Genomic DNA, 15,634 nt, shown 5'->3' on the forward strand with positions numbered 1-15,634 from the left:
GATTACTTCGCTCTGCCCGCAATGGCGAGCTATTTATTTAATATATTCTAATACTTTAGCACCCATTTCGTTTGTGCCTAAAACTTTATTGGATGCAGTTTCCGCATTTGCGATATCACCTGTTCTCCAACCCGCTTTTAATGTATCCGCTACGGCTGTAGTCACCAACTTAGCCTCTTCCTGTAAACCAAAAGCAATATCGAGCATCAAAGCTGCAGATAGGATAGAAGCTAATGGGTTCGCTTTGTTTTGACTGGCTATATCGTGTGCTGAACCGTGGATGGGTTCGAAAAATCCTGTTCCGTCACCAATAGAGGCCGAAGCTAACATACCCATAGATCCCGCAATTTGTGAAGCCTCGTCTGTCAATATATCGCCAAATAGATTCGCCGTCAATACGACATCAAATTTTTTCGGATTCTTTACCAACTGCATTGCCGCATTATCGATAAACATGTGTTCAGTTTCTACATCAGGATACTCCTGTGCGATCTCCTGTACGACTTCGCGCCACAGACGAGAGGTCTCCAGTACATTCGCTTTATCGACAGAGCATAATTTTTTATTACGCGTACGTGCCGCATCATAAGCTTTGCGTGCGATGCGTTCTACTTCGTAACGGTGGTAGTTCATCAGGTCAGAAGCGAATGTGTTGTCCTCATTGCGTCTTTTTTCACCGAAATATACATCTCCTGTCAATTCGCGGAAGAATAAGATGTCTGTTCCACGTAACACCTCCGGTTTCAAACTGGACGCATCTAATAGTTCATCGAATAATAAGATCGGGCGCAGGTTGGCATAGAGTCCCAACTCTTTGCGTATTTTCAAGAGACCTTGTTCCGGACGTACCTTTGCTGAAGGATCATTGTCATACTTCGCATGACCAATGGCACCAAATAAAATCGCATCTGAAGCTTTTGCTTTTTCCAGGGTTTCATCGGGAAGTGGATTACCAGTCGCTTCAATAGCCGTGTGCCCCATGATAGCTTCGTCAAAAACAAATTCATGGTTATATTTTTGGGCTACGGCTTCTAATACTTGCTTTCCCCAAGTAGTTACTTCTTGTCCAATTCCATCGCCTGGAATAATAAGAATATTTTTTTTCATTATAGTGTTAAACGTTTTCTAATATATTTTCTACGGCTATGACTTCGCCCTGTTCTAATACAATTCGCTGTTCGATGCATTTCGGTAATTGACTCTCGTAATGACCCACATAAATTAATGTTTTACCATGTTGTGCCAATTCATCTACCACATCGTTAAAATATTGGGTTTGATCACTATCCAAACCCTGGCAAGGTTCATCCAATACCAATAAAGGTGGATTCTTGATAATTGTCCTTGCGAGTAGTGCTAAGCGTTGCTTGCCCAGCGGTAAGGTATGAATCAATTGATTCTTGTATTCCGTTAAATCGAAAAAAGCCATCAATTCTTCAATCTGTTTTTGCTCCTGAAATTTAACATCGATAAACCAACCGATGCTATCGTAAAAACCAGAAGCGATGGTATGCCACACCGTCGCATTTTGGTCAAAATACCAATGCATTTCCGGAGAGATAATTCCAATTTTTTGTTTAATGTCCCAAATACTCTCTCCCGAGCCTCTCTTATTACCAAACAGATGAATATCCATTCCATAAGATTGTGGGTGGTCACCATTGATCAGACTCAACAAGGTAGATTTACCAGATCCATTAGGCCCCTGTAAAACCCACTTTTCGCCGATCTTCACTTCCCACGAAATATTTTTCAGTACGTTTTTCTCACCATAATGAATATGCACGTTACGCAATTGTACAATAGTATCATAAGGTGTATGTGGTACTTCTTTTAAGAAAGCCGGCAGAGTGCTACATTGACGTATGCTTTCTTTTGCAAACGCTTGGGGACTGGCTACCTCATCAATTTTTCCATCCCGCAGTTGTGCGAAACGATTAATGGCGTTCGGAAGGCGGGTGTCATTACTGATAATAACTAAATGTACACCCTCCTCGGCTAGCTCATCAAGCCATTGGTTTAATATAATCCGTGAATTTTTATCCAAGCCGGTATAAGGCTCGTCAAGAATTAAAAGTTGCGGTTTAAGCCATAGACCTTTCACCAACTGAAGCTTTTTGTGTTCGCCACTCGAAAGCTCGATCAATTGTGACTGCTGCACATCGGCAAAGCCAAATTCGATCAATCTGTTTTCTATCTCCGAAAAATCTAAATTCTCCTGCTGCGCAAAATGTTCCAATTCCGCTTTTACCGTTAAGGTATCTTGCCCTTGGTGTTTATTGTAGCGCTGTTGATAATAGAAATTTCGGTCTCCTTCCAGATTAGTAAATTGAAACCAATTGGAAATATAGTAGGCTTTTGCAGGTAAGTGACTTGTCGTGTCAAAATGTATTCGTGTATTTCCATTTGCTCCTGTCAGACCTGCAAGAGCCTTACCTAAGGTTGTTTTGCCTGTTCCGCTTTTGCCACCGATAAGCCATTGTTGTCCCTTCTGGATCGTCCACGAAAGATTATTCAATACGATTTGTGTGGCGTATTGAACCGAGAGATGCTGTATCTGGACAAAAGGTATTGGCATTATCTGTTTTGTTCGAATTCTTCGATTAGATCTTTTTGACTTAGGATATAGTCGATGTCATCATATCCATTAATTAAACACGATTTTTTGTATGGATTGATTTCAAAAATATATTGATCTCCTGTCGTGGGAATGGTCACGGTTTGTGCTTCTAGATCTACGATTAACTCGGCATTGGGATTGGTAAATACCACATCAAATATCTTTTCCAAAAAGTCGTCGGGAACTTGGATCGGCAATACGCCGTTGTTCAAAGCATTCCCTTTGAAGATATCTGCAAAGAATGAACTGATAACTACGTCAAATCCATAATCTTGAATCGCCCAAGCAGCGTGTTCCCGTGAGGAGCCACAGCCAAAGTTTTTACCAGCGACTAAGATTTTTCCGTTATAGATCGGGTTATTCAATACGAAATCTGCCTTTGGTTGATTGTCCGCTTCATATCGCCAATCACGAAACAGGTTATCTCCAAATCCGTCACGGGTCGTCGCTTTTAAGAAACGAGCCGGAATAATCTGATCCGTATCAATATTTTCAATAGGTAGGGGTACTACCCTTGAGCTTAATGTTTCAAATTTTTTCATTTTTATCGCTTTGACTACTTTCTACGCTTCCAACAATTCTCTAACATCGACAATTTTGCCCGTAACAGCGGCAGCGGCAGCGGTAAGCGGGCTCACCAGCATGGTACGCGCATTGGGACCTTGACGACCTTCAAAGTTTCTGTTCGAAGTTGAGACACAATATTTGCCTGCTGGAATTTTATCTTCGTTCATCCCTAAACAGGCGGAACAACCGGGCTCGCGCAATTGGAAACCTGCTGCTTCGAATACTTTATCGATGCCTTCCAATTTTGCTTGTGCTTCTACTTGTTTAGAGCCTGGTACAATCCAGACTTCTACATTAGAAGCTTTTTGTTTTCCCTGTACAAAGGCAGCTACCTCACGTAAATCTTCAATGCGAGAGTTTGTGCAACTTCCTATGAAGACATAATCAATAGGTTTTCCGATGACTGCTTCACCATCCTGAAATCCCATATAATCCAATGCTTTTTGGTAAGACGGACGTTCGGATTCGGGTTGAGCAACTGTTGTCGGGATATGTTCGGTAATACCCATACCCATACCCGGATTTGTGCCGTAGGTAATCATCGGTTGGATGTCTGCCGCATCAAATGTCAACACGGAATCAAATTCTGCGTCATCATCCGAATATAATGTTTTCCAATACGCTAGGGATCTTTCCCATTCCTCTCCTTTAGGAGCGAATTCGCGACCATTTACATAGTCAAATGTAATTTGATCTGGAGCAATCAGTCCGCCGCGTGCACCCATTTCAATACTCATGTTACAGATAGTCATTCGGGCTTCCATACTCAAGGATCGGATAGCCGATCCAGCATACTCGATGAAGTATCCTGTACCTCCAGCTGCGGAAATTTTAGCAATAATGTATAAGATAATATCTTTTGCGCCCACACCTTTTTCCAGTTCACCATTAACCTCGATTTTCATCGTTTTTGGTTTTTGTTGCAACAGGCATTGTGTCGCAAAAACTTGCTCCACTTGGGAAGTCCCGATACCAAAAGCAATCGCACCGAATGCACCGTGAGTAGAGGTATGGCTATCGCCGCATACCATGGTTTTGCCAGGTAGAGTAATACCTAATTCAGGTCCTATAACGTGAACAATACCTTGATAAGGATGGCCCAGGCCATATAACTCGATACCAAATTCTGCACAGTTTTTAGTGAGCATATCCACTTGATAACGGGATAGTTCTTCTTTGATAGGAAGGTGTTGATTTAAAGTCGGGACATTATGGTCGGCTGTTGCTACAGTTTGTTGTGGACGTAACACCGGAAGACCTCTTTTGCGCAATCCATCAAACGCCTGAGGAGACGTTACCTCATGGATCAAGTGGGTGTCGATATATAAGATATCTGGAAACCCTTCTTGACGTTTGACGACATGTGCATCCCAAATTTTTTCGACTAATGTTTTTCCCATGTTTCTCTCTTTCTCTATGTTGTTGTAAATTTTATAAGGGGTAAAATAAAAAAAATGAAATTTAACCTCTTATTTCATGGCCTAAATTACGAAAATTTAAATCGTTTTTATTGTTTTCATTGCCGTCATCGCTTTACGTAGCTTTCTACCGATGATTTCAACAGGATGGTCTCTTAAAAGTTCATTGACCTGTACTAATTTTACATTATCTACAGAGCCATCTTTTCCATCGTTAAAGTTTTTGCCGACCAGATCAGTGTCCACTTTTTTCATGAAATCTGTCAATAGCGGTTTACAAGCTTGGTCAAATAAATAACATCCGTATTCGGCAGTATCCGAAATAACACGGTTCATTTCAAATAATTTTTTACGTGCAATCGTATTTGCGATCAATGGTGTCTCGTGTAGCGATTCGTAGTAAGCAGATTCAGCTTTAATACCCGCTTCAACCATCGTCTCGAAAGCCAATTCAACACCTGCTCTTACGAAAGCAACCATTAGCGTGTAATTATCGAAATATTCTTGCTCAGCAATCTTTACATCACCTGCCGGTGTTTTTTCAAAAGCTGTCTCACCTGTTTCTGCTCTCCATTTCAATAAGTTTGCATCACCATTTGCCCAGTCTTCCATCATTGTTTTCGAGAATTCACCGGAGATGATATCATCTTGGTGTTTTTGAAACAACGGACGCATAATATCTTTTAATTCTTCCGAGATTTCGAAAGCTTTAAGCTTTGCAGGATTGCTCAAGCGATCTAACATACCGCTCACACCACCGTGCTTTAATGCTTCTGTGATTACTTCAACGCCGTACTGTACTAGTTTTGAAGCGTATCCCGCGTTGATTCCTTTTTCGACCATTTTGTTGAAAGAAAGAATAGAGCCTGTTTGTAACAAACCACAAAGGATAGTTTGTTCACCCATTAAGTCAGATTTTACTTCTGCTACGAAAGAGGATTTCAACACACCTGCACGGTCGCCACCTGTACCCACACAGTATGCTTTAGCTTCAGCCCAACCTTTACCTTGAGGGTCATTTTCGGGGTGAACGGCGATCAACGTAGGTACACCAAAGCCTCTTAAATATTCTGCACGTACCTCAGATCCCGGACATTTAGGAGCCACCATGATTACCGTTAAATCATTACGGATTTGCATACCCTCTTCCACGATGTTAAAACCATGTGAATACGATAAGGTTGCACCTTGTTTCATCAAGGGCATTACGGCATTGATGACAGATGTATGTTGTTTATCTGGAGTTAAATTGATTACAAGATCCGCTGTAGGAATTAGTTCTTCGTATGTTCCTACGTTGAAATTGTTGTCCGTTGCATTTTTCCAAGAATCTCTTTTTTGTTCAATAGCTTCTTTGCGTAACGTGTAAGACACATCTAACCCGCTATCTCTTAAGTTCAAACCTTGGTTTAGACCTTGAGCGCCACATCCTACAATTACAATCTTTTTACCTTTTAAAGCTTGTACACCATCTGCGAATTCTGATGAATCCATAAATTCTGCTTGTCCTAACTGTCTTAGTTGTTCTCTAAGAGATAACGTGTTGAAATAATTTGCCATTTTTTTATTATTAATGCTTTTCTTTTTTAGTTTAAGTTGCTTATTTATTGTTGTTGATGATTCTTCTTTGTGCGAGAGCATAACCAAAATGAAGATTATCATGACCGACCGTAGTCGTAATGACGTCCTCAATAGTTGGCATGATCTCTTTATACGTATCTGTTGTAAAAGGGGTAATGTCTGTAAAAACACCGGCATTATAGTCCTTTTCAATCTGTTCAACGGTTTGGATCGCCAATATTTTTAAATCATCGACTTCTTCTTGGGTGACAGTATATGTCGGTTTTGTTCCTTTGGTATAAGCTGCGCCATATTTAACGATATAGTCCGGCTGTACTTCTGTACGAAGATAACACAACCCTTGGGTTGCGACGACGATATGTCCAAAATTCCAGATGACATTGTTGTTAAAGCCCGCAGGAATATGGTTCAACTGTTCAATAGTCAGACTGTCGACCAATTGGATAAAGGCTTTGCGCGCTTGTATAATGTATTTGAATGTTTTTTCCATTTCTTTAGTGTTGAGTATTTAGTACAAAGTATTGAGTAACGAGCTTTTTCTTTGAGCCTTATTCCATCAATCTTTGTTCTTCAACCCTTTTTTACATTGTAAAAACATTGTCTTGCTGATCCAGGAATTCGTTTTCTACGATTTCTGGAGAAGGCTCTGTTTTCTCAAATTGGATCAATTTGGAGTGGAAACCGGCACTCTCTTTAATAATTGCTATACGAGCACCCCGTACGAATTCAATGAGATTATATTTTCCCAATTCCTCTGTCAATCTATCGATCTCTTCACGGTGACCTGCCGTTTCAAAAACGATATAGTCGTTACGGATTACGACTACGTTCGCACCGTATTGGCGCAATAGTCGCTCGACATAGGCTTTCTCCGCAATCATATTTGCCGGTACCTTGTATAAGGCTTGTTCTTGCCAGATCAGTTCGTCATTTGTATTGAAATAGGCTTTTAATACTTCCACCTGTTTTTCGATCTGGCGGCATAGTTTACGCACGACCTCTTCGGATTCTGTAATTAAAATCGTAAAGCGGTGGATACCCTCCACTTCAGAAGGGGAGGTATTTAAACTCTCGATATTGATTTTACGTCTAGAAAAAATCCCAGAGATACGGCCTATCATACCAATAGAGTTCTCTGTATATAAAGTGATAGTATATTCTTGTTTTTCCATTTTTACTTCAATCTAATTTCTGATACGGATGTACCTTGAGCCACCATAGGGAATACATTATTTTCCTTACCTACCATTACTTCCAAAAGATAAGAACTGTCATGATCTAGCATCGTTTTTAGGGCATCACGTAAATCTTTTCTTTCTGAGATTTTGTTACCGTCTATGTAATATCCTTTTGCTACCGCAACGAAGTCAGGACTCGTAATATTTACAAAAGAGTAACGCTTGTCGTGGAAGAGCTGTTGCCATTGACGCACCATACCCAGGAACTCATTGTTTAGAATTAAGATTTTGACTTTAGCACCAAATTGCATAATTGTTCCCAGTTCCTGAATAGTCATTTGTATACCACCGTCTCCGATGATGGCAACTACGTCACGTTCTGGAGCTCCATACCAAGCGCCAATAGCTGCTGGCAACCCAAATCCCATCGTTCCCAGTCCTCCTGAAGTAACATTAGAATTGGAAGAATTGAATTTGGCATAGCGGCAGGTCACCATTTGGTGCTGACCAACGTCTGTAACGATTACAGCATTACCGCCGGTTAGTTCGTTCAATACATTAATGACCTCCCCCATAGTCATCACATCACTTGTCGGGTTAAGTTCATCGTGGATTACCTCTTTTATCTCTTCTTTTTCCAGTTCGCGGAATTGTTGGAGCCAGTTACTGTGATCCTGTTGGTTGATTAAATTTGTCAAAAGCGGTAAGGTTTCCTTGCAATCTCCCCAAACAGGCACTGTAGTTTTTACATTTTTGTCGATCTCAGCGGGGTCTATGTCCAGATGAATTACTTGAGCTTGTTTGGCATATTTGTCAAGGCGTCCGGTAACCCGATCATCAAATCGCATACCTATGGCAATTAAAACATCACACTCATTGGTCATAACGTTGGGGGCATAGTTTCCGTGCATGCCTAACATACCAACATGCTGTGGATGATCCGTTTCCAGCGCGCTCAACCCCATTACAGTTGTAGCAGCGGGGAACCCTCCTTTTTCAATAAAGTTTTTTAACTCTTGCTCTGCCTTTCCTAAGATAATCCCTTGTCCAAAAATCACAAATGGTTTTTTCGCTTCATTGATCAATTGAGCTGCTTGCTCAATATATTCATGACGGACAATAGGTTGAGGCCTATAGCTCCGGATATGATTACAGAATTCGTATCCTTTATAATCGAATAATTGCAACTGTGCGTTTTTAGTAATATCGATTAGTACAGGGCCAGGTCGGCCGGTGCGTGCGATATAAAAAGCCCTTGCCAGTACACCTGGAATTTCGGTTGCATCCGTCACCTGATAGTTCCATTTTGTAACAGGTGTCGTAATATTAATAACATCTGTTTCTTGGAAAGCATCTGTCCCAAGCAAAGAAGCGAAGACCTGTCCTGTAATGCAGACAATAGGATTGCTATCGATCATAGCATCTGCCAGTCCGGTGACTAGGTTAGTCGCGCCGGGACCACTTGTTGCAAAAGCGACACCTACGCGCTTTGATGTTCGTGCATAACCCTGTGCCGCATGGATTCCTCCTTGTTCGTGGCGTACGAGGATATGGGTCAATTTATCATTGTAATCATACAATGCATCATAAATTGGCATAATAGCGCCACCCGGATATCCAAAAATGGTATCTACCCCTTCGTGGATTAAGGCCTCTAAAACCGCTTGCGAACCGCTCAATTGTTGTGTAGTGGCGCTAGTAGCTTGTTCCTTTTCCGTTTTTTCCAGTGTACTCATTTTCTTTAATTATTAAGTCAAAAGTTCTAAGTCAAAAATCTGGATGTCTTATTACTTTTTTAATTTTTAATTATCTTCAATGAACTTGCTCACCCAGCAAGACGCCAACAAGTTCAGTTTTTACTTTTGATTTTTTACTTATTACGTTACTACAAATCCGTTACACATCCCTGTGAAGCATCTGCAACAGTTTTTGCATATTTGTACAACACACCCTTTGTTACTTTTAATGCAGGTTGTGTCCACGTAGCGCGGCGGTTAGCAATCTCTTCGTCAGACACTTTTAGGTTCAGCGTATTGTTAACGGCATCAATTTCGATAATGTCATCATCCTTTACTAATCCGATTAATCCGCCTTCATAAGCTTCAGGAGTGATATGCCCTACTACAAAACCGTGGGTGCCACCAGAGAAACGACCATCGGTAATCAAGGCAATAGACTTGCCTAGTCCCGCACCGATAATTAAAGCGGTAGGTTTCAACATTTCGGGCATTCCGGGGGCGCCTTTAGGGCCTTCATTCTTGATGACGACGACATCTCCGGGTTTAATTCTACCCGATGCAACACCTGCGACCAGATCATGTTCACCGTCGAATACGCGGGCTGGGCCACTGAACTTTTCGCCCTCTTTACCCGAAATTTTTGCTACGGAACCTTTTTCGGCGAGATTACCATAGAGAATCTGTAAATGGCCAGTCGCTTTAATTGGATTATCCAATTTTTGGATGATGGGTTGGTTATAATCGATAATAGATTTTACACCCTCCAAGTTTTCAGCAAGTGTTTTACCCGTTACCGTTAAGCAGTCGCCATGCAACAAACCTTCATCCAACAAATAACGCAACACAGCAGGTACACCACCATATTGATGTAAATCCTGCATTAAATATTTACCGGATGGCTTGAAATCCGCTAATACCGGAGTTTCATCCGACATCCGTTGGAAATCATCCTGTGTAATGTCTACACCTACGGACTTGCCGATAGCAATAAAATGTAACACAGCATTCGTAGAACCTCCTAATATGACGATGGTACGAATCGCATTTTCAAAAGCTTTCCGTGTCATGATATCAGATGGTTTTATATCTTTTTCTAAAAGAATTTTTATATATCTTCCCGCTTCAAGACATTCGTTCTGTTTTTCTGTAGATACAGCTGGATTGGAAGAGGAGTAAGGTAGGCTCATTCCCAACGCTTCAATCGCGGAAGCCATTGTGTTAGCTGTATACATACCTCCACATGCACCTGCACCGGGACAAGTATGTCGGATTACACCGTCATAATCTTCATCCGAAATAGTACCTGCGATTTTTTTACCCAATGCTTCAAAAGCAGATACAATATTTAATTCTTCTCCTTTGTAGTGCCCGGGAGCAATCGTGCCGCCATATACCATGATGGCAGGGCGGTTCAAACGGCCCATTGCTATAATAGCTCCGGGCATATTCTTATCACAACCCGGAATTGCAATTACCCCATCGTAATATTGTCCACCACAGATTGTTTCGATACTATCTGCGATGACATCGCGTGAAACTAGGGAATAGCGCATGCCATCTGTACCATTACTCATCCCATCACTGACGCCGATTGTGCCGAAAGTCAGGCCTACTAAATCACTGGCCCATACGCCCTTTTTTACCGCCTGTGCCAAGTCGTTCAAATGCATATTACAGGTGTTTCCATCGTACCCCATACTGGCAATGCCCACTTGTGCTTTTTCCATATCCGCATCGGTTAATCCGATCCCGTACAGCATAGCTTTGGCTGCCGGTTGTGTTTTGTCTTGTGTAAAAATGCGGCTATACTTGTTTAATACGTTTGTGCTGTCAGATGATGACTTCATAATTCTCTTGCTCTAATACTAAATTTTTATATTTTCTTTGGATCGACGCTCCTATCGTATGTTCCCAATGGTCTTTATATACAACATGATCGACTTGTTTTATACCGATGATCTCTGCTGCTGTGCCGCTTAGAAAAGCACTGTCAGCCTGATATACATCTTCGACCGTTAGTTTCTTTTCGATGATCTCAAAGTTTAGATCTTTACAGATATCAACTACCGTTTGGCGAGTGATTCCCGGGAAAATATTTTCCAATGGGGGGGTGTAAATTTTGAAATCCTTTTCTATAAATATATTCTCACTGGATGCCTGTGCCACAAAACCATCTTGATCTAATAGTAAGGCTTCATCAAAACCATTGTTAATGGCTTCGCTTGTGGCCATGATAGAATTGATGTACTGTCCCGATATCTTGGCATCTACGCGGAATGATTTTGGGTTAGGACGCTCGATATTGGAAATGTTTACTTTTAATAAATTCTGACCTAAGTACGGTCCCCATTCCCATGCAGCTATCATTATATTTGCATCGGTTGATGTAGTCAAGTGCATATTGGAACCAGAAAAAACCAATGGTCTGATATAAGCAGATCTTAAATTATTAGCTGCCAATAGATCATATGTTTTTTCGACCAATATCCGATTATTCCAGGAATAGGGAAGGTTGATAGCATTACATGATTCTTCTAAACGCTTAAAATGTTCTTCGGCTTTAAATATCCGTATACCATTGTGTGTACTATATGACCGGAGTCCTTCAAAAGCTCCGTATCCATAGTGAAGTGATTGACCAAATAGATCAGCGCCAGCACCATGTGCTTTCACAAAGTCGCCATTCAAATAAATTAAAGTGTTCTGATTGTAGTACTGCATTTTCCCTGATTTCTTTGTGATAAAAAGTTCCTTGCCAAGAACTCTTATATCAATCAAAATTATAACATTGTTAAGTTAGCTCGAATTAAAATTCTTTACAATAGTTATTCATATTATTTTAAAAAAGTTTTTTATTTTGTTTTTTTTATTTATTTAAAATAATATATCTAATATTTATATTAAATAAAATTTTAATTTGTCAACATGTAGACTAGAATTAAAATTGGTATATTTTTAGAAGTTTCGTGAAGCAGGATCAAAAGTCAAAATTCTTCTTGAAAATGGTTTTTTTTAAAGAAACTGCAAAAAAAATAGCCCTTAAAACTTGAAGTCTTAAGGGCTATTTATCTCGTATTATTTTTTATTAGTCTTGTACAATTCCTTCTGCCAAAACGATGATATTGTTGTCCTTTACTTCTACCACACCACCTTTAATAATAATGACCTGTTCATCATTGCCTTTTTTGATAATGACTTTGCCATCGTCTAGTGTAGACACAATAGCCGCGTGATCCTTTAAGATTTGAAAAGAGCCTGCAGAACCTGGAACTGCAACCGCAGTTACTTCGCCTTCGTATGCTAATTTGTCTGGAGTAATAATTGTTAATTTCATTCTAACTAGAATTGAGCATTAAGTACAACGTATTAAGATGTGAGTACTAATACCCTATACTTAATACGTTGTACTCAGTACTATTAAACTGCTTCTGCTAATAATTTTTTACCTTTTTCGATTGCTTCTTCTATATTGCCAACTAAGTTGAAAGCTGCTTCAGGATATTCGTCTACTTCTCCATCGATGATCATGTTGAAACCTTTGATCGTGTCTTTGATGTCTACTAATACGCCTTTCAAGCCTGTGAATTGCTCAGCAACATGGAAAGGTTGAGATAAGAAACGTTGAACACGACGTGCGCGTGATACTGTTAATTTATCTTCTTCGGATAACTCATCCATACCTAATATGGCGATAATATCTTGAAGCTCTTTGTAACGTTGTAAAATTTCTTTCACACGTTGTGCTGTATTGTAATGCTCATGACCTAAAACTGTCGGCGATAAAATCCGGGAAGTAGAATCTAATGGGTCTACCGCAGGATAAATACCCAATTCAGCAATCTTACGAGACAATACTGTAGTCGCGTCCAAGTGAGCAAAAGTTGTCGCTGGCGCAGGGTCAGTTAAGTCATCGGCAGGTACATATACCGCTTGTACAGAAGTAATAGATCCATTTTTAGTTGAGGTAATGCGCTCTTGCATCAGTCCCATTTCTGTAGCTAATGTCGGTTGGTAACCTACAGCTGAAGGCATACGACCTAAAAGAGCAGAAACCTCAGAACCCGCTTGTGTAAAACGGAAGATATTGTCGATGAAGAATAATACATCACGACCTTGTCCTTCACCGTCACCATCACGGAAATATTCCGCAATTGTTAATCCGGATAAAGCAACGCGAGCACGTGCACCTGGAGGCTCATTCATTTGACCGAATACAAAAGTACATTTAGACTCTTTCAACAATTCCTGATCTACACTTTCTAAAGGCCATTCGCCTTTTTCCATGCCTTCCATGAAATGCTCTCCATATTTGATAATGCCTGATTCCAACATTTCACGTAATAAGTCATTACCTTCACGTGTACGCTCACCTACACCCGCAAATACAGAAAGACCACCGTGTCCTTTTGCGATATTGTTGATTAACTCTTGGATTAATACAGTTTTACCTACCCCGGCACCACCAAACAAACCGATTTTACCCCCTTTTGCGTAGGGTTCTAATAAATCGATCACTTTAATGCCGGTAAAAAGAATTTCAGATTCCGTAGAAAGATCTTCAAATCTTGGTGGTACATTGTGGATAGAACGTCCATTCGTTTTGTCCAATGCACGGATACCATCAATAGGATCTCCAACTACGTTGAATACACGGCCTTTAACTTCTTCGCCAATAGGCATTTTAATAGGAGCGCCAGTATCTACTACTTTCATTCCACGTACCAAACCTTCGGTTGCATCCATGGCAATAGTACGAACACGTTCTTCGCCTAAGTGTTGTTGAACTTCTAAAACGACACGTTGTCCATTATCTTTCTCAATGTACAGTGCATCGTAAATCTTAGGAAGATTTTCATTGTCGGCAAAGTTGACGTCAACCACTGGGCCGATAATCTGTGCTATTTTACCAATATTGGGCATATTATAGGGACTAAAATTTATTAATCTATTTAATTACAGATCATTCAATCTGTGATTTGGAATGCAAAAATAAGTTTTATCATGCTAAAAGCAAAACTTCTTTATTAAATAAATGAATGTTTTTTAAAAACTTCTTATTTGCGATTGAATCAGGAGTTTCTTTTCAGTTGTTCGTCAAGCAGCTGTCTTTTTAATTGTTGCTCTTTTTCCAATGCTTTCTTTTTGTACGCATGTAGCTCCTCTTGAAATTCTTCAGCGTTCCTCTTAGATGCTACAGTATCTACTTTTGCTTTTCGGAAAGCAAAGAGCGTGGCTATAAATGCTATGGTAAGTACGATAATCAAGAGCCATACAAGTGTATGATATCCGCTTTTTGAGAAGTTTACGCCCAAGAAGGATATGTTGTCTGTCTTTAACTTTTCGACATTCAACTGTGTTTGTAGATTTTGGACACTGTCTGTCAGGTCTTTGTTGGCGGTTACAGCAGACGAACTTGAGTTTTTTAGCTCCAGGATTTCTGTATGTAAGCTGTTCAGTGTATCGCGTGTGTTTTGGCGGATACGTTCTAAGTTTGTTTTGCGGATTACTTTGAAATCAACATCTTGCGAACGCGATAGCATATTTAGGTAGTAAAATTGGCTATCAATGGAACTTTTAGTCAAAGCCTCTTGAAGATTGATTTTCTGTCCAAAAGCAGTTGAAATTAACAAAAGAAATGTGAGTACGTGTATAAATTTTAGCATGGATAAATATAGTGTTTTATTAAATGTAACATAAATTTTGAAAATATAATGCATACCTCCAAATAACTTGTTGTATAATTTTCTAATTAATTGATGTATTTTAAGAAGATAAATACGATATTCGGTAGACGAAATGAATAAACCAGTAGAATCTATGATAAATAAAAGTGTATCAAATGCGATCGAAGCAATAGGTGAAGTCAAGAGTGGGATGACAATTGCTGTTGGAGGATTTGGACTGTGCGGTATTCCTGAAAATCTTATCGCCGCGTTGATAGCAAAGAACCTGAAGGAGTTAACTTGTATTAGCAATAATGCCGGAGTAGATGATTTTGGATTGGGTCTTTTGTTGCAAGGCAAACAGATTAAAAAAATGATCGCTTCCTATGTAGGTGAGAATGCAGAATTTGAAAGGCAGATGTTAAGTGGCGAATTGGAAGTGGAACTAGTACCCCAAGGTACTTTGGCCACGCGTTTGATGGCTGGGGGATATGGCCTCCCGGTGGTGTATACCCCAGCCGGTGTGGGGACGGAGGTAGCTGAGGGTAAAGAAGTTCGCAAATTTAAATTTCATGGCGTAGAAAAGGACTATTTAATGGAATACGCATTCGAACCGGATTTCGCACTGGTGAAGGCCTGGAAGGGCGACCGTATGGGTAATTTAATATATAGAGGGACAGCCCAGAATTTTAACCATACGATGGCCATGTGTGGTAAGGTTACCATTGCCGAAGTAGAAGAACTGGTAGAGCCGGGGGTATTGGATCCTAATTTTATTCATACTCCCGGAGTATATGTACACCGGATTTTTCAAGGTGAAAACTATGAGAAGCGAATAGAGCAGCGAACTTTCAGACCAAAAGACTAA

General features: G+C 40.2%; 14 protein-coding genes. 1 reads left to right on the top strand and 13 read right to left on the bottom strand.

What is annotated here, in order from left to right; genetic code table 11:
- Window positions 1-33 precede the first annotated feature (33 nt).
- The 13 genes from leuB to E4F24_RS03960 form a co-directional block, all read right to left on the bottom strand.
- Window positions 34-1,107, bottom strand: coding sequence for a 3-isopropylmalate dehydrogenase (leuB, locus tag E4F24_RS03900; protein WP_140937352.1), 1,074 nt, complete (start codon window positions 1,105-1,107; stop codon window positions 34-36).
- 7 nt (window positions 1,108-1,114) lie between these two features.
- Window positions 1,115-2,578, bottom strand: coding sequence for an ATP-binding cassette domain-containing protein (locus E4F24_RS03905; RefSeq protein ID WP_181182356.1), 1,464 nt, complete (start codon window positions 2,576-2,578; stop codon window positions 1,115-1,117).
- Window positions 2,578-3,162 carry a 3-isopropylmalate dehydratase small subunit gene (gene leuD / locus E4F24_RS03910; RefSeq protein WP_140937354.1) on the bottom strand — a complete coding sequence of 195 codons (585 nt, stop codon included), beginning with the start codon at window positions 3,160-3,162 and terminating at the stop codon, window positions 2,578-2,580. The genes E4F24_RS03905 and leuD overlap by 1 nt, the downstream gene beginning before the upstream one ends.
- A 21-nt stretch (window positions 3,163-3,183) precedes the next feature.
- Window positions 3,184-4,587 (bottom strand): 3-isopropylmalate dehydratase large subunit, encoded by a 1,404-nt coding sequence (gene leuC, locus E4F24_RS03915; protein ID WP_140937355.1) that lies wholly within the window; start codon window positions 4,585-4,587, stop codon window positions 3,184-3,186.
- A gap of 96 nt (window positions 4,588-4,683) precedes the next feature.
- On the bottom strand, window positions 4,684-6,165 hold the full coding sequence (ilvC, locus tag E4F24_RS03920) for a ketol-acid reductoisomerase (protein WP_140937356.1): 1,482 nt from the start codon (window positions 6,163-6,165) through the stop codon (window positions 4,684-4,686).
- Between the two features lie 40 nt (window positions 6,166-6,205).
- Window positions 6,206-6,676: a DinB family protein gene (locus E4F24_RS03925; RefSeq protein WP_140937357.1), complete on the bottom strand. Its 471-nt coding sequence runs from the start codon at window positions 6,674-6,676 to the stop codon at window positions 6,206-6,208.
- Window positions 6,677-6,767: 91 nt separating this feature from the next.
- The gene (gene ilvN / locus E4F24_RS03930) at window positions 6,768-7,358 is read right to left on the bottom strand and encodes an acetolactate synthase small subunit (protein WP_140937358.1); all 591 of its coding nucleotides are present in this window, start codon (window positions 7,356-7,358) and stop codon (window positions 6,768-6,770) included.
- A 2-nt stretch (window positions 7,359-7,360) separates the two neighbouring features.
- On the bottom strand, window positions 7,361-9,100 hold the full coding sequence (gene ilvB / locus E4F24_RS03935; protein ID WP_140937359.1) for a biosynthetic-type acetolactate synthase large subunit: 1,740 nt from the start codon (window positions 9,098-9,100) through the stop codon (window positions 7,361-7,363).
- Window positions 9,101-9,249: 149 nt separating this feature from the next.
- Entirely contained in the window at window positions 9,250-10,950 is a 1,701-nt protein-coding gene (ilvD, locus tag E4F24_RS03940; RefSeq protein WP_140937360.1) for a dihydroxy-acid dehydratase, read from the bottom strand.
- Window positions 10,934-11,824 (bottom strand): branched-chain amino acid transaminase, encoded by an 891-nt coding sequence (locus tag E4F24_RS03945; protein WP_140937615.1) that lies wholly within the window; start codon window positions 11,822-11,824, stop codon window positions 10,934-10,936. Before E4F24_RS03945 ends, ilvD begins: the two co-directional genes overlap by 17 nt.
- A 364-nt stretch (window positions 11,825-12,188) precedes the next feature.
- Window positions 12,189-12,437: an ATP synthase F1 subunit epsilon gene (gene atpC, locus E4F24_RS03950; RefSeq protein ID WP_140937361.1), complete on the bottom strand. Its 249-nt coding sequence runs from the start codon at window positions 12,435-12,437 to the stop codon at window positions 12,189-12,191.
- A gap of 83 nt (window positions 12,438-12,520) precedes the next feature.
- Window positions 12,521-14,023 carry a F0F1 ATP synthase subunit beta gene (atpD, locus tag E4F24_RS03955; protein ID WP_140937362.1) on the bottom strand — a complete coding sequence of 501 codons (1,503 nt, stop codon included), beginning with the start codon at window positions 14,021-14,023 and terminating at the stop codon, window positions 12,521-12,523.
- A 149-nt stretch (window positions 14,024-14,172) separates the two neighbouring features.
- Window positions 14,173-14,766, bottom strand: a complete 594-nt coding sequence (locus tag E4F24_RS03960; protein WP_140937363.1) for a hypothetical protein — start codon at window positions 14,764-14,766, stop codon at window positions 14,173-14,175.
- A 154-nt stretch (window positions 14,767-14,920) separates the two neighbouring features.
- On the opposite strand from E4F24_RS03960, the gene E4F24_RS03965 reads away from it, so the two are divergent.
- Window positions 14,921-15,634 (top strand): CoA transferase subunit A, encoded by a 714-nt coding sequence (locus tag E4F24_RS03965; RefSeq protein WP_140937364.1) that lies wholly within the window; start codon window positions 14,921-14,923, stop codon window positions 15,632-15,634.

Source organism: Sphingobacterium lumbrici (genome assembly GCF_006476045.1).
Taxonomy (GTDB): domain Bacteria; phylum Bacteroidota; class Bacteroidia; order Sphingobacteriales; family Sphingobacteriaceae; genus Sphingobacterium; species Sphingobacterium lumbrici.